Origin of the sequence: Deinococcus sp. YIM 134068 (assembly GCF_036543075.1) — a bacterium.
GTDB classification, from domain to species: domain Bacteria; phylum Deinococcota; class Deinococci; order Deinococcales; family Deinococcaceae; genus Deinococcus; species Deinococcus lichenicola.
In genome coordinates, this window is the sequence record NZ_JAZHPF010000008.1 from 59,352 (window position 1) to 76,580 (window position 17,229).

17 protein-coding genes are annotated in these 17,229 nt (G+C 70.0%); 9 read left to right on the top strand and 8 right to left on the bottom strand.

Translation table 11 applies throughout. The annotated features are described in order from the left end of the window. Positions 1-59 precede the first annotated feature (59 nt). On the top strand, positions 60-1,169 hold the full coding sequence (locus V3W47_RS09885; RefSeq protein WP_331825040.1) for a Gfo/Idh/MocA family oxidoreductase: 1,110 nt from the start codon (positions 60-62) through the stop codon (positions 1,167-1,169). A gap of 111 nt (positions 1,170-1,280) precedes the next feature. Here V3W47_RS09885 and yidD read toward each other — a convergent pair whose 3' ends face one another. Further along, positions 1,281-1,589: a membrane protein insertion efficiency factor YidD gene (yidD, locus tag V3W47_RS09890; protein WP_331825041.1), complete on the bottom strand. Its 309-nt coding sequence runs from the start codon at positions 1,587-1,589 to the stop codon at positions 1,281-1,283. A gap of 123 nt (positions 1,590-1,712) precedes the next feature. Between yidD and V3W47_RS09895 the strand changes: the two genes are divergently transcribed. Next, positions 1,713-2,948, top strand: a complete 1,236-nt coding sequence (locus tag V3W47_RS09895) for an FAD-dependent oxidoreductase (RefSeq protein ID WP_331825042.1) — start codon at positions 1,713-1,715, stop codon at positions 2,946-2,948. 4 nt (positions 2,949-2,952) lie between these two features. Here the strand turns inward: V3W47_RS09895 and V3W47_RS09900 are convergent, their stop codons facing one another. The 5 genes from V3W47_RS09900 to V3W47_RS09920 all read right to left on the bottom strand — a co-directional run bounded on the left by V3W47_RS09900 (position 2,953) and on the right by V3W47_RS09920 (position 8,461). Beyond that, positions 2,953-4,506 carry a hypothetical protein gene (locus tag V3W47_RS09900; protein ID WP_331825043.1) on the bottom strand — a complete coding sequence of 518 codons (1,554 nt, stop codon included), beginning with the start codon at positions 4,504-4,506 and terminating at the stop codon, positions 2,953-2,955. A gap of 24 nt (positions 4,507-4,530) precedes the next feature. Next, the gene (locus tag V3W47_RS09905; RefSeq protein WP_331825044.1) at positions 4,531-6,756 is read right to left on the bottom strand and encodes an AAA family ATPase; all 2,226 of its coding nucleotides are present in this window, start codon (positions 6,754-6,756) and stop codon (positions 4,531-4,533) included. Positions 6,757-6,766: 10 nt separating this feature from the next. Beyond that, complete coding sequence (gene clpS / locus V3W47_RS09910; RefSeq protein WP_331825045.1) at positions 6,767-7,096, bottom strand: ATP-dependent Clp protease adapter ClpS; 330 nt, start codon at positions 7,094-7,096, stop codon at positions 6,767-6,769. A gap of 109 nt (positions 7,097-7,205) precedes the next feature. Continuing rightward, positions 7,206-8,015 (bottom strand): YtxH domain-containing protein, encoded by an 810-nt coding sequence (locus V3W47_RS09915; RefSeq protein WP_331825046.1) that lies wholly within the window; start codon positions 8,013-8,015, stop codon positions 7,206-7,208. Between the two features lie 56 nt (positions 8,016-8,071). Further along, entirely contained in the window at positions 8,072-8,461 is a 390-nt protein-coding gene (locus V3W47_RS09920; RefSeq protein ID WP_331825047.1) for a hypothetical protein, read from the bottom strand. 123 nt (positions 8,462-8,584) lie between these two features. Between V3W47_RS09920 and V3W47_RS09925 the strand changes: the two genes are divergently transcribed. The 4 genes from V3W47_RS09925 to V3W47_RS09940 all read left to right on the top strand — a co-directional run bounded on the left by V3W47_RS09925 (position 8,585) and on the right by V3W47_RS09940 (position 12,701). Continuing rightward, positions 8,585-9,574, top strand: a complete 990-nt coding sequence (locus V3W47_RS09925; RefSeq protein WP_331825048.1) for a DUF1517 domain-containing protein — start codon at positions 8,585-8,587, stop codon at positions 9,572-9,574. A 309-nt stretch (positions 9,575-9,883) separates the two neighbouring features. Next, positions 9,884-10,210, top strand: a complete 327-nt coding sequence (locus V3W47_RS09930) for an HNH endonuclease (protein WP_331825049.1) — start codon at positions 9,884-9,886, stop codon at positions 10,208-10,210. A gap of 62 nt (positions 10,211-10,272) precedes the next feature. Further along, complete coding sequence (murD, locus tag V3W47_RS09935) at positions 10,273-11,592, top strand: UDP-N-acetylmuramoyl-L-alanine--D-glutamate ligase (protein ID WP_331825050.1); 1,320 nt, start codon at positions 10,273-10,275, stop codon at positions 11,590-11,592. Then, entirely contained in the window at positions 11,589-12,701 is a 1,113-nt protein-coding gene (locus V3W47_RS09940; RefSeq protein ID WP_331825051.1) for an FtsW/RodA/SpoVE family cell cycle protein, read from the top strand. Before murD ends, V3W47_RS09940 begins: the two co-directional genes overlap by 4 nt. A gap of 37 nt (positions 12,702-12,738) precedes the next feature. On the opposite strand, the gene V3W47_RS09945 is transcribed toward V3W47_RS09940, so the two are convergent. Beyond that, a complete protein-coding gene (locus V3W47_RS09945; RefSeq protein WP_331825052.1) occupies positions 12,739-13,326 on the bottom strand; it encodes a TetR/AcrR family transcriptional regulator in 588 nt (195 codons plus the stop codon). A gap of 92 nt (positions 13,327-13,418) precedes the next feature. Here V3W47_RS09945 and V3W47_RS09950 point away from each other — a divergent pair, with 92 nt between their 5' ends. Further along, on the top strand, positions 13,419-14,114 hold the full coding sequence (locus V3W47_RS09950) for an MBL fold metallo-hydrolase (RefSeq protein WP_331825053.1): 696 nt from the start codon (positions 13,419-13,421) through the stop codon (positions 14,112-14,114). Positions 14,115-14,203: 89 nt separating this feature from the next. Here V3W47_RS09950 and ychF read toward each other — a convergent pair whose 3' ends face one another. Continuing rightward, a complete protein-coding gene (gene ychF / locus V3W47_RS09955) occupies positions 14,204-15,301 on the bottom strand; it encodes a redox-regulated ATPase YchF (RefSeq protein ID WP_331825054.1) in 1,098 nt (365 codons plus the stop codon). 119 nt (positions 15,302-15,420) lie between these two features. On the opposite strand from ychF, the gene V3W47_RS09960 reads away from it, so the two are divergent. Both V3W47_RS09960 and V3W47_RS09965 read left to right on the top strand, forming a co-directional pair. After that, a complete protein-coding gene (locus tag V3W47_RS09960; RefSeq protein ID WP_331825055.1) occupies positions 15,421-16,065 on the top strand; it encodes a YczE/YyaS/YitT family protein in 645 nt (214 codons plus the stop codon). Between the two features lie 105 nt (positions 16,066-16,170). Beyond that, positions 16,171-17,193: an MBL fold metallo-hydrolase gene (locus tag V3W47_RS09965; RefSeq protein ID WP_331825056.1), complete on the top strand. Its 1,023-nt coding sequence runs from the start codon at positions 16,171-16,173 to the stop codon at positions 17,191-17,193. Positions 17,194-17,229 lie beyond the last annotated feature (36 nt).

The following is a 17,229-nucleotide window of genomic DNA, read 5'->3' on the forward strand; positions in this document are numbered from 1 at the left end:
GAAGACCCGCTCAGCGTTCCCGTACGCCCGCCCCCGCCCGGCTGGCCTACCGTGCCCCCATGCCCCTGAAACCGGACCTGCCCCTGCCCGAGGCCGAGTCGCGCCGCATCGGCTTCGCCATCGTCGGCATCGGCAAGCTCAGCGCCGAGGAACTCATCCCCGCCGCGCGCACGAGCGAGCACGCCGCCATCACCGCCCTCGTGACCGACGACGAGGAGAAGGGCCGCGCCTTCGCCCGCGCCTTCGACCTCACGGACGCGGACGTGTATACCTATGACCGCTTCGAGGAATTGGGAGCGCGCGAGGACGTGGACGCCGTGTATATCGTCCTGCCCAACAGCCTGCACCGGGAGTTCACCGAGCGGGCCGCGCGGATGGGCAAGCACGTCCTGTGCGAGAAGCCCCTCTCCGTGAACGCGGCGGAGGCGCAGGCGATGGTGGACGCCTGCCAGGCGGCGAACGTCCTGCTGATGACCGCCTACCGCTGCCAGTACACGCCCCACCACTGGGCGGCGCGAGGGGCCGTGCAGGGCGGCAAGATCGGCCCCGTCAAGCTGCTCGACTCCATCCACGCGCAGGCCGAGGACGACCCCGAGGCGTGGCGCATGAAGCTGGACCTCGCGGGCGGCGGCCCCCTGCCCGACGTGGGCATCTACAGCCTGAACACCGTGCGCTTCGTCCTCGGCACCGAGCCGGAGTGGGTCTTCGCCACCCTGCACCAGCCGAAGGACGATCCGCTGTTCCGGGAGGTGGAGGAGTCCGTCAGCTTCATGCTGGGCTTCCCGGACGGCGTGGTCGCCAACTGCCTGACGAGCTACGGCGCGCACAAGACGACCACCCTGCGCGTGCTGGGCGAGGAGGGCGCGGTGCTGATGGACCCCGCCTTCACCTACCAGGGCCTGAAGGTGACGATCACCGACCAGGGGGGCGAGTTCCAGCCCAAGCTTCCCAACCCCGACCAGTTCGGCGCGGAGTTCGACCACTTCGCCCTGTGCATTCGGGGCGGCAAGCTGCCGTGGACCCCCGGCGAGGAGGGCGTGCAGGACCACCGCATCATGGACGCCATCTACGAGAGCGCCCGGACCGGGCAGGTCGTCCGCCTTCAGCCTGTGCCCGGCAGAGACGCCTTCCGGGGCGAGAAACCGGAGGTTCAGGGGCAGGAGGGGTGAGCGGTGGACGTGCTCTGTTCCCCTCCTCTTGACTCGCGGGGCTGCTTGCAGAGGGGGGAGGCAAACCGAGCGTCCCCGAAAAATAGGCTGATAAATCGCTGTGCTCGTCCCTTACCCGCAGCGGAAGGGGATGGGAATAGGCCCGCAGCAGCACACGCCACGCGTCTCCACACCCGACCCCAGCGCAAGGGCGGAGCCGCCGTGGAGAGCGTTGTGCGCGGCCCGGCACGCGCCGAAGCGGGCAGCGATACGGACGCGTCCTGCCCTCAGCCCGTCCTCGCGGACGATGCGGGCGACCGCCGCCGAGCACGACTCGCCGCCGTGGAGCGCCGCATGCGCGCAGCGAAAGCCTTTGCGGGGCGACAGGTGACGCCGGTAGAGGCAGATGGCAGCTAGAGCCAGGCGGTCGGGGCGGGACATGGCCCACGGTAGCCCTCCGCCCTGAGAGAACGTCTGCTGCTCAGGGGACGGTAAAGGTGGAGTGAGGATTCGCCCGACCACCCGCAGCATTGCCTACAGCCGCCCTGTCCCCACCCGCCCAGAATGCCCGTCGTGCTGTCTGAGTCGCAAAACGTGTGCATCGTGGGAGGTGGCCCGGCGGGGATGATCCTCGCCCTGCTCCTTGCGCGGCAGGGGATTCCGGTCACGGTCCTGGAGGCGGCCCGCGACTTCGACCGGTCCTTCCGGGGCGATACCCTCCACCCCGCCATCATGGAACTCCTCGCGCAGCTCGGCCTCGCCACGCCGCTGCTCAGGCTCTCGCACACCCGCGCCCACCGCGCCCGCTTCATCACGCCACAGCGCACGCAGGTCATCGCCGACTTCTCGCGCCTGCGGACGCCCTACCCCTACCTGACCGTGATGGCGCAGTCGCGCTTTCTGGCCTTCCTCGCGGGGGAACTGGGCCGCTACGGGCACGTGAGGGTCCTGATGGGTGCGCGGGTGGAGGGGCTATTGGAGGAGGGCGAACGGGTGACGGGCGTGCGCTACCGGCAGGACGGCACCCTGCACGACCTCCCCGCCGCGCTCACGGTGGGCACCGACGGACGCTTCTCCAAAGTCCGTGCCCTCTCCGGCCTCGCCCTGCGCCGCCTCTCGCCCGGTCAGGACGTGCTGTGGTTCGCCCTGCCGCGCCGCACGGACGATCCCGGCGGCAGCATCGACCTGCACCTCGGCGGCCCCCACTGCATCGTCACCACCGACCACGGGGAACGCTGGCAGGTGGGCTATTCCATCCGCAAGGACAGCTACCGGCAGGCGCGGGAGCGCGGCGTCGGCCCCATCCGGCAGGCAGTGGCGGAGACGATTCCCTGGCTCGCCGACCGGGTGGACCTGCTGACCGAGTGGGCGCAACTGCACCTCCTCGCCGTAGAGGTGGCGCGTGTGCGGCGCTGGTGGCGGCCCGGCCTCCTGTTGATCGGGGACGCGGCGCACCCCATCTCCCCGATTGGCGGCATGGGCATCAACATGGCCGTGCAGGACGCAGTGGCGGCGGCGAACGTGCTCTCCGGCCCCCTGCGCGCGGGGAGGGTGCGGCCCCGCCACCTCGCCCGCGTGCAGCGCATTCGCTCCTGGCAGATCGCCGTGCTTCAAAGCCAGCAGGTCGTTCAGGAGCGCGAGGTGGTGGGCATCCACACCGGGGACCAACTCCATGTTCCGACGACCCTTCTGCGGGTGCTGCACGGCATTCCCGGCTTGCGCCGATTGCCGGGGTACGTAACGGCGTATGGGCTGAGGCCGGTGCGGCTGCACGCGCGTTGGCATGTGGCCCGGAGTTGATGGCTTACGAGACGCGGCGTGACCTCCCGCCCCTAAAGACCCGTTCCAATTCCAGCAACGTCGTGTCGGTCATGACCTCCGGCCAGCTGTAGCTCTGGCCGCGCTCGAACTGAAAGTCGTCGCGGGAACGCCGGAAGACCCGCAGGCTCTCGGCGGCGGCCACAGCGATGCACTCGGCACCCAGACGGAGGCCGTAGGACTTGGCCTGCAAGAAGGCACCACGCCACTCCCGTTCGGTGGACAGGCGGTATTTGGCCTCGACGAGCGCGTGGGCGCGCAGTTCTGGCGCTTGCCCCGTCACACCCAGCGCATAGTCCGGGTAGACCCGCTCGCCGCGTCCCATCCGCACGGGAAGCTGTCTGATCCAGTCCTGCTCCCGGTAGCCAAGCCGCCTCAGAAGCGGCTCGATGAGCCGGAGTTCCACATCACGCTCGTTCTCAAGCTGCTCAAGGTCGGCAAGGTCGGCAGCCGGAAGCCGTGGGATGGTCGTGAGGTCGAGGCCACGTTCGGCGAGAAGTGCCAGCAGGCGCTCGTATTCCGTTCGGGAGAGGTGTTTGCCGCTCGCACCTTGCAGGTTGGCCCTCATGTACTTGTTGGCGCTCAGCAGAGGGTCGGCATTCATGTCCGCGAAGGTCAGCCGGGGCACCCGCACGGGCTGGCCGATCTGAACGGCGTGTTTGTAGTGGAAGAAGGGGTCGGCGTATCCGTCCTCTACGGCCCGCCAGATGGAGTGGACGGAGCTGTGCGGGCTGCGGACGTACATCACGCAGATGTCGCCGCGCTGCATGGACTCGTTGCCCTGCCAGTGAGATTGAGAGTTGGCGTCGGCGGACTCCAGCCAGCCGAAGTCGCCGTCCTTCTCGCCCGCGCCCAGCAGGAGCCAGGCACGACGAGGAGGGGGTAACTCCTTTTCCTGCTCGGCCAGAACGAAGCCTGTGGCGAAGTAGTTCAAAAAGGCCAGCATCTCGGGAACGCTCAGCGGGTGGCTTTCCCGGAACTCCCGCAACGCCCCGCACATCTGCCCGTAGTACAGCCAGCGGGCGAGCTTGTCCCGTTTGGACGGCACGGGTGGAAGGAGAATGTCGAACGCCTCGGCAATCCGCCCGAACAAGTCGAAGCGGTTGCCGAAGGCGTAAGGGAGGAAGAAGTCGGGGTGGGCGAGGTGAAGCCCCAGGGAGACGTATTCCACGGCTAAGAGGGCGGTGTCGGCGTCCAAACAGTCGGAGTCCTCGTCGTCCGTGAGAGGCACGGCACCGTTGACTAGCGCTGCCAGGAGTTCCTGCCGCCGTGCGAGCGTGTCGGCAGACTTTGAGGCAGCGAACCTCTGCACTCTTTGAACGAAGGCAACATTATCCGGGTGTGTAGCTGCGTCCTCCCACTCCGGCTTTCCCTCGGCGCTCAGGTGGGCGAGGACGTACTCCTCAACCCCATGCAACTCCGAGAAGAGTTGGGCACACGTCGGGTAGCGGTCCAGATTCGAGAGGTACTCCAAGCAGAGTTGCCCCTCCTCGGAGAACTTGAACAACTCCCACACGTAGGGATTGAGCGGCGTCGCCACCCCTTACCCTGCCACGCCCCGATCTCACAGGAAGGCGAATGTGCCCTCCTGTTCCCCCGCATCCACCGTCACCACGCCCCCATCCTTCAGTCGCCCGAACAGCAGCTCGTCGGCGAGCGGGCGCTTCACCCTCTCCTCGATCACGCGGGCGAGCGGCCTCGCGCCCATCTGCGGGTCGTAGCCGAGGCGAGATAGTAACGCGCGGGCGGCGGGCGTGACGGCCAGCGTCACCGAGCGTTCGCCCAGTTGCTCCTCCAACTGCCGCAGGAACTTGTCCACCACGCTCGCCATGACTGACGGTGCGAGGGGCCGGAAGTGGATCACCGCGTCAAGGCGGTTGCGGAACTCCGGCGTAAAGGTCCGCTTGACGGCCTCCGCCTCCTCGCCCGCGCGGCCCTCCCGCGAGAAGCCGAGGGCAGGGCGCGAGGCGTCGGCGGCCCCGGCGTTCGTCGTGAAGACGAGGATCAGGCCGCGCCCGTCCACCTTCTTGCCGGTGTGGTCGGTGAGGGTGCCGTGGTCCATCAGTTGCAGGAAGAGGTTGTACACGTCCGGGTGTGCCTTCTCGATCTCGTCGAGGAGGACGACCGCGTGGGGGTTCCTCGCCACCGCGTCGGTGAGGAGGCCGCCCTGATCGAAGCCGACGTAGCCGGGCGGGGCACCGATCAGCCGCGCGACCGTGTGCGCCTCCTGGTACTCGCTCATGTCGAAGCGGGCGAGGTGGATGCCCAGCCGCTCGGCGAGCGCGCGGGCGAGTTCGGTCTTGCCCACGCCCGTCGGCCCGGCGAAGAGGAAGGCCCCCTGCGGTTTCTGCGGGTCGCGCAATCCGGCCCGCGCGAGCTTGACGGCGCTGGAGACCGCACTCACGGCGGCGTCCTGCCCGAACACCCGCGTCTTCAGATCAGCTTCGAGGGTGGCGAGCGACCGGGCGTCCTCGGCCTTCACGGCACCGACCGGCACGCGGGCCATGCGGGCGACGGTGGCCTCGATGTCCGTCTCGCTGATCTCGCCGCCCCGCCCGGTGGAGGAGCGTGCGGCTCCCGCCTCGTCGATCACGTCAATCGCCTTGTCGGGCAGGAAACGGTCTCGCAGGTGGCGGGCCGAGAGTTTCACCGCCGCCCCCAACGCCCCGTCCGTATAGGTCACATTGTGGTGTGAGGCGTAGCCGGGTGCCAGCCCCCGCAGGATGGCGAGGGCGTCCTCCTCGGACGGCTCGGGCACCTCCACCGTCTGAAAACGACGCCACAGGGCGCGGTCCTTTTCGAGGTAACGGACCTCGGCGGGCGTCGTCGCCCCCAGGACCCGCAGCCGACCACGGGCGAGGGCCGGTTTGAGGAGGTTCGCCGCGTCCACACTCCCGCCCTCGGTCGCCCCCGCCCCGACGAGCGTATGCAACTCGTCGATGAAGAGGACCGCGTTCTGCCCGTCCAATGCGGCGAGGACGGCCTTCAGCCGTTGCTCGAAGTCGCCCCGGTAGCGTGTCCCGGCGAGGAGGGCACCGAGGTCGAGGGCGTAGACGGAGGCCCCCCGCAGGAAGCCCGGTGCCCGCCCATCCGCCACCCGTTGCGCCAGCCCCTCGGCAAGGGCGGTTTTGCCGACGCCCGGCTCGCCCACGAGGACGGGGTTGTTCTTCGCCCGCCGCGCGAGGATGTGGGTGACGCGCTCCAGCTCCACCTCGCGCCCGATCACGGGGTCGAACTCCCCGGCCCTCGCCTGTACAGTGAGGTCGGTGGCGTAGGCTTCGAGGGGATTCTGGGCGGCCTCCGTGCCCTCCGCCTCCGGCCCGCCGTCGGTCCCCGCTGTCTGCCGCTCGCGCTCGCGGCCCACGACCTTCGCCGCGCCGTGGGAGACGTAGCCGAGCACGTCGAGCCGGGTCACGCCCTGCGCCTCCAGCACCGCGCGGGCAGGGGAGTCCTCCTCCTCCAGCAGCTCCACGAGGACGCGCGCCCCGTCCGCCGCCTGGCTTCCCTTGCCGCTCGCGTGGAGTTGCAGCACGGCCCCCTGAACGACGCGGTGAACGCCGAGGGTGAAGTCCGGCTCGGCGTCCTGCACGACCTCGTACTCGGCGAGGGTGTCCTCCAGATCGCCACGCAACCGCTCCACGTCGGCCCCGACGGCAAGCAGGGCCTCACGCGCGTCCGGGTCGTGGGTCAGCGCGAGGAGGAGATGTTCGAGCGTGACGAACTCGTGCCCGGCCTCGCGCGCATAGTCCGCCGCGCGCCCGATGGTGACTTGCAGGTGGTCTCCGATCATCTGAATGCCCTCACTCGCCCGGCTCCGGCTCGGCGACGACCATCAGCGGGTGGCCCTCGCGCCGGGCGTGGGCCGTGACCTGGGCGACCCGCGTTTCGGCCACGTCGCGCGTGTAGATGCCCGCCACGCCCTGCCCCTTGTGGTGGACGGCGAGCATGATGAGTTCGGCCTCGTGCCCCGACTTGCGGAAGTAGCGCGTCAGCACCCGCACCACGAACTCCATCGGCGTGTAGTCGTCATTCAGGAGCAGCACGCGGTAGAGCCGGGGCCGCTGCGTCTGCGTTTCCGTGCGTTCCAGCGTCCCCGTGCGCCCGCCCGTCTCGTTGTCCCGGCGCGTCATGCCCGGCAGTGTACCCGCGCGGGGGACGTGAACACGCGGCAGGGGTCACGGTCGGGACCAAAGGAAAGAACCCCCCGCTGGGGAGGGTCCGAGGGGTACCGACGGAGGATCAGAGGTTGCGCTTCGCGTCCTGCACGCCCTGATTCACGTCGGCCTTGACGTTCTGGGCCGCGTTCTGCGCGTCGCTCGCGGCGGCCTGCGCGCCCGCTCTGGCATCCTGCGCCGCGCCCTTGAGGTCGGCCTTCACGTCGCTCACGGTGGTCTGAACGCCCATCCGCAGGTCCTGGGTGACGTGCTGCATGTTCCCCGCCGCCTGCTCAGCATTGCTTTGAGTTGCGCTGGCCGCCGTGTTGGCCTCCGCCTTCACCTGCTGCGCGCCCTGCTGCACGTCGGCCTTCACGTCGCGGGCGGTGTCCTTCACGTCCCGCGCGGTGTCCTGCGCCTTGTTCTGTGCCTGCCCCACGGTCTGCTGAGCGTTCGCCTTCGCGTCACTTGCGGCGTCTCCCACCTTGCCCTTCACGTCCTGCGCCTCATTCTTCGCGGTGGCGGCCACGTCCCCGGCGGCGTCCCCCACCTCGCCCGCGACGTTTGCCACGGCGGCCTTCACGTCGTCGGCCACCTGCTTGGCCCGGTCCACCCCGGCCTGCGCCCCGCCCTGCTGCGCGGCGTCCCTGACCTCGGTCGCCTTCTCGGCGATGGCCTGCCCGGCTTCGGCGGCGGCGTCCTTCGTCTTCTCCCAGCCTTTCGAGACGCTCTCGCTGACCTCGGCGGCGGCGTCCTTGAGGCCGAGTTCGGCGAGCTTCTGGTCGAGCGCGCGGCGGCCCTGCTCGCGGCTCAGGTAGTACGCCCCCGCACCGACGAGCGCACCCAGCAGCAGCAGGCGTTTCAGGGGGAAGTGGCTTTCCTCACGATTGGACATAGGGGCAGCCTAGCCCCCCCTCCCCACGGGCGGATGAGGTCCCGTTCAGGCGGGATTTACGGCCTCTCCGCAGGCAGAAGGCCCAGCCGCCCGGCCAACTCCTCGGCAAAAATCCACTCCTCCGGCTCCTCGGCGTCCGTCACCCGCACGAGGACGCAGCCCCGGCCCAGGTAGAAGGCGACGATCCTCGCCCACGCCTCCTCCTCGTCCCCGGCCTCCTCCTCGATGTCAGAAAGCGTGCCCCACACGTCGCCGTCTATCTCGGCACTTCGCAGGGCCTCAGCGTGCGCGCTCAGCACGTAGGCGTCCACCTCCTCCTCGGGGAGGTATTCACCGTCCGGCACCCGCCGCGCCAACGCCTCGTCCCGCTCGTACAGGCCGGAGAGGAAAGCCTCCCACTCCGCCTCTGTCAGCTCCACCGTCCGCCCCTCCGTCTCTCCGCTCATGGCGGGCAGTGTACGGCCCCGACCTCCCAAACTCTCGTCCCGAGGACAGGAAACCTACCGTCTCCTCTGGTGGCTGGCGACGGGCGACCGGTGCCTCCCTCCACCCCCTACACTGGGGCCACTATGCCCACCCCCACGCCGCGAACCCTGCGGGGCGTTCTGCTCCTCCTCGCCACGCTCGCCCTGTGCCTCGCCGCGCTGACGCTCCTCGGGGACGCTGGGGCACAGTCGGGGGGCGGCTTCGGGGGCAGCAGTTCGGGCGGTGGCGGAAGCAGCGGGGGGGGCGGCTCGTTCGGTGGGGGCGGGTATAGCGGGGGCGGGGGGTACTCGGGTGGCGGGTACTCGGGCGGCTATCGTGGCCCCATCATCGTCGGCGGCGGAGGGTACGGGTACGGCGGCGGGGGTGTGGGCGGCTTCGGGCTGGTGAGCCTCCTGATCTTCGGGCTGGTCATCTTCACCGTGGTCGGCTTCATGCGCCGCAGCCTGAGCACGGGCGGGGCGCGGACGCTGGGCACGGGCGGCGGGCTGGGCAGCCTCAGCGGCACCGCGCAGGCCGTGTCCGTCCAACTGCTGATGGCCGAGGGCGATGAGGTCAAACGTGCCCTGCAACGGGTGGCCCGCACCGGCGACCCCGACACGAACGAGGGGCTGGCTCGGATGCTTCAGGAGGCCGCCCTCGTCGCCCTGCGCCACCCGGAACGCTGGGTGTACGGCAACGTGGAACGCGCGCAGGGTCCCGCGAGCGCCGCCGACCGCCAGGTGGGAGCCTGGGCGACCGAGGCCCGTGCCGCCTTCACCGAGCAGACGACGAGCAACTACCAGAACCGGGACGTAAACACGGGCTTCGAGGCCCGCACCGACTACACCTTCCAGAAGGACACGACCGACCTCTACCTCGCCGTCACCATCGCCGTCGCCGCGCACGCCCTCGCCTCCCTGCCCCCTGCCGGGGTGACGACCGCGCAGGAGGCCCGCGCCGCCCTAAGTGCGATGGGCAGCGTGTCGCCCGGCGACCTCATCCGCGCCGAGGTCGTGTGGAGTCCCGACGCGGAGGGTGAGTTTCTGAGCGAGGACGAGGCGATTCAGAAGTATCCGCAGATGACGAAGCTGTGAGGGGTGAGGGGAAAGGGGTTAGGGAAAGGAGAGCGGACTAGCGAAGGCTGCCGCTCCTGCTTTTCTCTTCCAACACCGTTTAGGGCTTAGAACGCTGTATTCATCGGCGTAGATGTTCAAATTCACCGGTCAGGACGCGCGAGCCGAACTCCAATGTCAAGGGCGGTATTTCAAGTTTTATCGTCTGACACGATGAAATCAGGCCCTCAGTAGGGCTTCCTGACATCTGACGCCTAACGCCTAAAGCCTCCCTCCTCCCGTAACTCCCCACCCGGTTTCACCCGCGCCCACACGCCATCATTCCCCCCGATGTCCCGCCGCCGTCCTGAGTCCAACTGGCCCCCGCCTCCCGCCGAACCGGAGCGGTGCGGGCTGTGCGGGCGGGAGACGCCCGTGCTGACCGAACATCACCTCGTCCCCAAGTCGCAGGGACGGCGGCAGGGGGTCAAGATTCACGAGCTGCCCACCGTGCCGCTGTGTCCGGCCTGCCACAAGTTCCTGCACCGCACCTTCACGAACGCGGAACTGGCGGGCGAGTACAGCACGGTGGACGCCCTGCTCGCGCATGACGATGTGCGGCGCTTCGTCGTGTGGATTCGTAAACAGCCCGCGACGAAGGGCGTGCGGGTGCGCTGAGGGCCGTGACCGCGCGGCACTCGGATTTCTCACCTCCCTTCCCTTGATCTTTCCCTTATGGTGTGGGCGTGACTGGGGGGCGAAAGGTGCTGCTGTACGGGCTGGGGCGAAGTGGGCGAGGGGTGGCAAGGTTTCTGGCGCGTGAGGGGCGGCGGGCCGAGTGGCACGACGCCAAACCGACGGACGAGGACGAGGCGCTGATGCGGGAGCTGAGCTTCCCGCGCGGCGATGTGAGCGGCGTATATGAGACGGTGGTGGCCGCGCCGGGCGTGCCCATCGACCACCCTGACTTGCTCGCGTTGATGGCGCGGGGCGCGGAGGTCATCGGGGAAGTGGCGCTCGCCGCGCGCTCCCGGCCCGACCTCCCCCTCGTCGGCATCACGGGCACGGCGGGCAAGGGCGGCACGACGGTCCTGATCGGGCACCTGCTCCGGGCGGCGGGCCTGAATGCGCGGGAGGGCGGCAACATCGACCCGCCCCTTCTCGACGTGGTGGACGAGGCGGAGGTCGCCGTCGTGGAGCTGTCGAGCTTCCAACTGGAGCGGGTGCCGGGTCTGCGCCTGCCTGTCGCCGTCATCACGAATCTGGGGGTGGACCACCTCGACCGTCACCGCACGGTGGGGGCGTACCACGCGGCCAAGCTGAACATCACGGCAGGGCAGGAGGCCGGGGACGTGCTGGTGCTTCCGGTGGGGCTAGACGTGCCGACGCGGGCCACGGTGCGGACCTTCACGCCGGAGCGCATCACCCTCACGGACGGGCGGGAGGTGCTGCCGATGGCCGAACTCCCCGAGGGCATCCACCCCGCCAACGCCGCCGCCGCCGTCCTCGCCGCCGAGGCGCTGCTGGCGCGCTTAGGCTGCCCGGTGGACGTGGAGACGTTAGCTCAGGGCCTCCGCACCGCCCGCCCCGTTTCAGGCCGCTTCGAGACGGTCGCCCGGATTGGCGACGTGCGCTTTATCGAGGATTCCATCGCCACCCGGACGCTCGCGGTGGAGGCGGCGCTCACCCGTGCGCCCACCCCAATCGCCTGGCTCGTCGGCGGGCGCGACAAGGGGGCCGACCTCGCCCCGCTGCGGGAGGCGGCGCGGGGGCGCGTGGCCCGCGTGGTCGCCTTCGGGGAGGACGGCGAACAGCTCGCCCGCGCGCTCGGCCTGCCCTTCGACCACCTTCCCTTCACGCCGGGGATGGACGGGGACGGGGTGATGCGGGAAGCTGTCGACCTGGGATTCGCCGCGCTGGAGGGCCGAGGCACCGTCCTCCTCGCGCCCATCGGCACCAGCTTCGACCTGTTCCGCGACTACAAGGCGCGCGGGGAGAGCTTCGCGCGGGCGGCCCGTGCATTGGCGGCCCGTGAGACCACCGGGGAGGTGAGGGCATGAGTACCCAACTCGTCATCGCGCAGGTGTTGCTGCTCGTGCTGGGGCTGCTGGGGGTGGCGACCGCCCGGCCCGACCTCATCGTGGACCACGGGGGCAAGGCCCTGCTCGCGCTCGGCATGACCTTCCTCGTCGCCCGGCTGCGGCCCCGCGTCTTCCTGCGCTTCGCCACGCCCTTCTGGCTGTTCACGCTGGCGCTGCTGCTGCTCACCCTCTTCTTCGGGCAGGGCACGGAGACGAGTCCGGGCACGAAACGCTGGCTGGAGTTCGGCCCGGTGCGTTTCCAGCCCTCCGAGGTCGCCAAGCTCGGCCTCGTGCTCCAACTGGCGTCCTTCTTCTCGCGCCGGGGCGTGCAGCACAAGCTCATCAGCGCGACCCTGATGATCGTCTGCACCACCCTGCTCGTCCTGCTGGAACCCGACCTGGGCACGAGCGTCCTGATGTTCGGGCTGGGCATCGTGCTGATGTACGCCGCCGGGGTGAGGATCACCAACATCACGGGCTTCCTGCTCGCGCTGGGGCTGGTCGCCATCCCCTTCGTGGGCCGCTATCTGGAGAATCACCCCTATATCCTCGAACGCTTTTTCGGCCACGTGAACCGCACCGAGGGGCTGGAGGTCGGCCTCGACCAGATCGGCATGGCCCACCGCGACCTGAGCTTCGGCGGGCTGTGGGGCCTCGGCCCGGACGGTCCGCGCTGGACCTACTTCGCCGCCCACACCGACATGGTGGTGGCGTCGGTGGGCTTCGCCACGGGGCTGCTCGGCGTGACCATGCTCTTCTTCGCCTACTGGTTGATCGTCTCCACCGCCCTTCAGGTCGCGCAGCTCGCCACCCGCGTCCGGCCCATGACCCCGGAGATTCACGGCGCGACCGTCCTCGCCACGGGCGCGATGTTCATGGTGGTCGGGCAGGCGTTCGTGAACCTCGCGGTCGCGGCGGGCCTCTTCCCGGTGACGGGCGTGCCGCTTCCCCTCGTGAGCTACGGCTTTTCCTCGATCCTCACCATGAGCCTCGCCCTCGGCGTCATCCACAGCGCCATGCGCGAGGTGCGGCGTCAGCTTCCCGCGCTGGAGGGCGGGCCGGAGGTGGTGGCGGTGGCGGCGGATTGAGGCGGAGGGCAGAGGCAGAAGGCAGAAGGGGGCGGGGTCAGGGACCTGCGCCTCCTTCTCCCTTCTCCTCGTCTGGATGTGCGAGACCCCGGATCAGGGCCTTCAGGCCGCGCTCGAAGCCGCCGCGTGGGCCGCTCAATCCGAATCCGCCGCTGCGTTCGAGCTGGACGTAGCCGTGGAGAAAGGCCCAGTACGCGACGGCGGCCCCCGTATCGTCGGGGATTCCGGTCACGGCACCGACGAGATGCAGGACGTGGTTCCACAGGTCCTTGCCTGGGCCGGGTCCGGCGGGTGCGGGGGGGCGCGGGGCGAGCATCAGGCCGTAGAGGTGGGGATGCGCCCGCGCGTAGTCGAGGTAGGCGTGGGCGGCGGCGCTCAGCGCTTCCCTGGGGAGACGGTCCCGGCTGGCCTCCCTCAATGCCCCGTGCAGACTCAGGGCCGCGTGGTCCTCCAGCGCCGCGACGAGGGCCGCCCGGTCGGGATAGTACCGGTAAAGGCTGCTGGGCTGGACGCTGAGCCGCCCGGCGAGCGCCCGCATGTTGAGTGCCTCTTTCCCGCCACCCTCCAGGAGATCGAGGGCACTCCGGACAATGGCCTCTGCCGTGAGCTTAGCGGGATAAACCATAGCGAACAGTGTATGTCTTGACCTCGCCCCCGCCAAGACGTACAGTGTTCGCTATCAAGGTGAAATACGTTCGTCTTGAGAGGAGATTGTCTATGAGGCACACCCGGCACGGCCCGCATCTGCATCAGCTCACCCGCCTCGGCCTGGTCAACGTCTATCTGGTAACGGAGGACGACGGGCTGACGCTCGTGGACGCCGCCATCCCCGGCTGCGCTTCCGCCATCCTGAAGGAGGCCCAGGCGCTCGGCCAACCCATCCGCCGCGTCGTTCTGACCCACGCGCATGTGGACCACATCGGGAGTCTGGACGCGCTGCACGCCGCCCTGCCCGACGTGCCCGTGCTGCTCCTCACGCGGGAGGTGCGGGTGTTGCGCGGTGACAAGGGCCTCGACCCCTCGGAGCCGCAGGTGCCCCTGCGCGGCGGTCTCCAACCCAGCGCCGTACCCGCGCAATCCCTCCACGACGGCGACCTCGTGGGGAGCCTGCGGGTGATTGCCACGCCCGGCCACACCCCCGGCCACCTCTCCCTCCTCGACACGCGCGACGGGACGCTGATCGCCGGGGACGCCTACCACACCGTCGGCGGCGTGACCGTGGTGAGCGAGCGCCGCCTGTTCTTCCCCTTCCCGGCGCTCGCCACGTGGCACGCGGGGACCGCCGTCGCCAGCGCCCGCCGTCTCACCGAGTTGGACCCGGCCCGCCTCGCGCCCGGACATGGGCGGGTCGTGGAGAATCCGGGGGCCGCCATGCGCCGCGCGCTCGAACGGGCGGAGGGCACCCGGCGCTAACCCCGGCGCGGGTGGGAGGACGACGACAAGCGAGGGCGGAGAGCCGAAGCGTTCGCTCAGCCCTCCGCCTTCTCCCTTCTGCCTTCCGCCTAACTGCTGTGCAGCACGTTCATGATGTCCCCGTCCTGCATGACGTACTCCTTGCCCTCGGTGCGGACCCAGCCCTTGCTCTTGGCGCTGGCCCAGCCGCCCGCCTCCACCATCTTCTGCCACTCGATGACCTCGGCGCGGATGAAGCCCCGTTCTAAGTCCGAGTGAATCTCCCCGGCGGCCTCCGGTGCCTTCTCGCCCCGGCGGATGGTCCACGCGCGGACCTCCTTCTCGCCCGACGTGATGAAGGTGATCAGCCCCAGCGTCTCGTACCCGACCTTCACGAGCTGGTCGAGGCCGCTCTCCGTCACTCCGAGGTCGCCCAGAAACTCGCGCGCCTCGTCCTCGGGCATCTCGGCGAGTTCGCCCTCGATCTGGGCGCTGATCTTGACGACGGACGCGCCCTCGCTGGCAGCGTACTCGCGCACCCGGCTCACGGCGTCGTTGTCCTCGGTCAGGTCGTTCTCGCCCACGTTCGCCACGTAGATCACGGGTTTGGTGGTGATCAGGCCGAAGTCCCTGGGGATGGGCGCGTCGTAGGTCCCGGCGCGGGCGGGCTTTCCTGCCCCCAGCACGGCGAGAATCTGCTCGGCGAGGGCCGCCTGCTCGCGCGCGTCCTTGTCGTTGCCCTTCGCCTTCTTCTGGAGGCCCACGAGCCGCTTTTCCAGCCCGGCGAGGTCCGCGAGGATGAGTTCGGTGTTGATCGTCTCGATGTCGTCGAGGGGGTCCACCCGGCCTGCGACGTGGATCACGTTGGGGTCCGTAAAGCAGCGGACGACGTGCGCGATGGCGTCCACCTCGCGGATGTTCGCCAGGAATTGATTGCCCAGCCCCTCGCCCTGGCTCGCGCCCTTCACGAGTCCGGCGATGTCCACGAACTCCACGTAGGTCGGGATGATGGGCGGGACGCGCTCGCCCTTCGTGAAGACCTTCGACAGGGCCGGAAGGCGCTCGTCGGGTACGGGCACCCGGCCCACGTTCGGCTCGATGGTGGCGAAGGGGTAGTTGGCGGCGAGCGCCCCCGCCCGCGTGATGGCGTTGAACAGCGTGCTTTTGCCGACGTTGGGCAGCCCAACGATGCCTATTCCGAGACCCATACTTCACTCCCTTACGCGTCCGGGCCGTCTCTCGCGGCACCCTGGACGCAACCCCGAGAGTCTACCGTGACGGGGCGGGCCGCGGGGAGGGGAAGGGGGTGGGTGCTACGCTCGCCCATGTGGCACTCGCCGGACCGACCGCCGCCCCCCTCGTCGCGCTGACCCGCCTGCCGCTGTGGGGCCGGTATGGCCTACTCGTCTTCGGCCTCTTCCTGTACGGCCTGAGCCTGCGCCTGATGCTCGACGCGCGGGTGGGTGTCGCCCCCTGGGAGGTGCTGCACCTCGGCGTCACCCGGCACCTGCCCCTGAGCATCGGGATGGTCAGCGTCCTGACGGGCGTGCTGATCGTGGCCTTCACGGCGCTGCGGCTGCGCGAGCGGGTCGGGCCGGGGACGGTCGTCAACGTGGTGCTGATCGGCGTATTCCTGGACGTGCTCGGGCCGCTCGTGCCCGACCCGGACGCCCTCGCCGCACGCTGGGTGCAGTTCGTCCTCGGCGTGGCGCTGCTCGGCCTGGCAACGGGCACCTACGTCGCGGCGGGGCTGGGGGCCGGGCCGCGCGACGGCCTCATCCTGGGGCTAAGCCGGGTGACGGGCTGGAACGTGGCCCGCGTGCGAACAGGCATCGAACTCGTCGTCCTCGCCGTGGGCTGGGTGCTGGGCGGGCTGGTGGGCTGGGGCACCCTCGTCTTCGCGCTCGGCAGCGGTCCGGCGATGGCGGCGGGGCTGGCGCTGTACGGTTTGGGGCGGGGCCGTTCCCGCTGAGTCCGGGGGGCGGGCCAGCCTGAACGAACTCGGAAGGGCGGGCATTCCACCTGGCCCGCCCAGTAGCTTAACGTTGAACGGACATCATCCCACCGGAGGCCTTTCATGAGCGACCAGCCCGACCCGTCCGCCGTCGTCACGCCCGCCGAGCAGTCCGTCAACCGCCGCGACACCCTGCGCCTGCTGGGGGCGGCGGGCCTCGTCACCGCCGCCGCGCCCCTCGCCCGCGCGCAGACGGCCCCGCCCTCGCAGACCACACCCCCGGCGCAGGCCCCCGCCGCCCAGCCCACGCCGCCCGTGAACGGCAACGGCTTCTACCGCCAGCGCATCGGGGAGATGACCGCCATCACCGTGAGCGACGGAACGGCCCCACTCGCCGCCGTGCTGCCCACCTGGGGCGCGAATCCCGACCGTCAGGCCGAGTTCGCCGACACCCTCGCCGAGTACGGCCTGCCCGCCACGAACTCGGTCAACCACTTCAACCCGGTCGTGATCGAGACGGGCGCGAACCGCGTCCTGATCGACACCGGGCGCGGCGGCGCGAACGGGCAGCTCGTCGCCAACCTGCGCCGGGCGGGGATCGACCCGGCGGGCATCGACACCGTGTTCATCACGCACGGGCACGGCGACCACATCGGCGGGCTGACGACGGGCGGGCAGCCCACCTTCCCGGCGGCGAGGCACGTGATCGGCGCGGCGGAGTTCCAGTTCTGGACCACGCAGGCCAACCCCAACGCCGCCGTGCAGGCCAACCTGATCGGCCTGCGCGACCGTTTCGCGCTCATCCAGCCCGGCGCGGAGATCGTGCCCGGTCTGACCGCCGTGGCCTCGCCCGGCCACACGCTCGGCCACCTCGCCGTCCGCGCCACGAGCGGCGATCAGGGGTTGATGGTCCTCGGCGACGCCGCCGGGCACTACGTCCTCAGCCTGCGGCACCGGGGGTCCTACCTCACCTTCGACACCGACGGTGCCCTCGCCGCCCGCACCCGCCAGCGCCTCTTCGCGCAGGCCGTGGACGAGAAGCTCTGGGTCACGGGCTACCACTTCCCCTTCCAGGCCATCGGGCACCTGCGCCGCATGATCGGCGGCGGCTACGCCTACGAGCCGACCCTGTGGCAGTGGAGTTGAGCGGGGAGTGAGGGTGGGGGGGGCGTGGGCGAGTGG

What these genes read in the sequence shown, in the direction of transcription:
- V3W47_RS09965 (WP_331825056.1), top strand. Translation starts at nt 16,171, where the DNA reads ATGAGCGACCAGCCCGACCCGTCCGCCGTCGTCACGCCCGCCGAGCAG.
- ychF (WP_331825054.1), bottom strand. Translation starts at nt 15,301, where the DNA reads ATGGGTCTCGGAATAGGCATCGTTGGGCTGCCCAACGTCGGCAAAAGC.
- V3W47_RS09945 (WP_331825052.1), bottom strand. Translation starts at nt 13,326, where the DNA reads ATGGTTTATCCCGCTAAGCTCACGGCAGAGGCCATTGTCCGGAGTGCC.
- V3W47_RS09950 (WP_331825053.1), top strand. Translation starts at nt 13,419, where the DNA reads ATGAGGCACACCCGGCACGGCCCGCATCTGCATCAGCTCACCCGCCTC.
- V3W47_RS09925 (WP_331825048.1), top strand. Translation starts at nt 8,585, where the DNA reads ATGCCCACCCCCACGCCGCGAACCCTGCGGGGCGTTCTGCTCCTCCTC.
- V3W47_RS09920 (WP_331825047.1), bottom strand. Translation starts at nt 8,461, where the DNA reads ATGAGCGGAGAGACGGAGGGGCGGACGGTGGAGCTGACAGAGGCGGAG.
- V3W47_RS09905 (WP_331825044.1), bottom strand. Translation starts at nt 6,756, where the DNA reads ATGATCGGAGACCACCTGCAAGTCACCATCGGGCGCGCGGCGGACTAT.
- yidD (WP_331825041.1), bottom strand. Translation starts at nt 1,589, where the DNA reads ATGTCCCGCCCCGACCGCCTGGCTCTAGCTGCCATCTGCCTCTACCGG.
- V3W47_RS09930 (WP_331825049.1), top strand. Translation starts at nt 9,884, where the DNA reads ATGTCCCGCCGCCGTCCTGAGTCCAACTGGCCCCCGCCTCCCGCCGAA.
- clpS (WP_331825045.1), bottom strand. Translation starts at nt 7,096, where the DNA reads ATGACGCGCCGGGACAACGAGACGGGCGGGCGCACGGGGACGCTGGAA.
- V3W47_RS09915 (WP_331825046.1), bottom strand. Translation starts at nt 8,015, where the DNA reads ATGTCCAATCGTGAGGAAAGCCACTTCCCCCTGAAACGCCTGCTGCTG.
- V3W47_RS09895 (WP_331825042.1), top strand. Translation starts at nt 1,713, where the DNA reads ATGCCCGTCGTGCTGTCTGAGTCGCAAAACGTGTGCATCGTGGGAGGT.
- V3W47_RS09885 (WP_331825040.1), top strand. Translation starts at nt 60, where the DNA reads ATGCCCCTGAAACCGGACCTGCCCCTGCCCGAGGCCGAGTCGCGCCGC.
- V3W47_RS09940 (WP_331825051.1), top strand. Translation starts at nt 11,589, where the DNA reads ATGAGTACCCAACTCGTCATCGCGCAGGTGTTGCTGCTCGTGCTGGGG.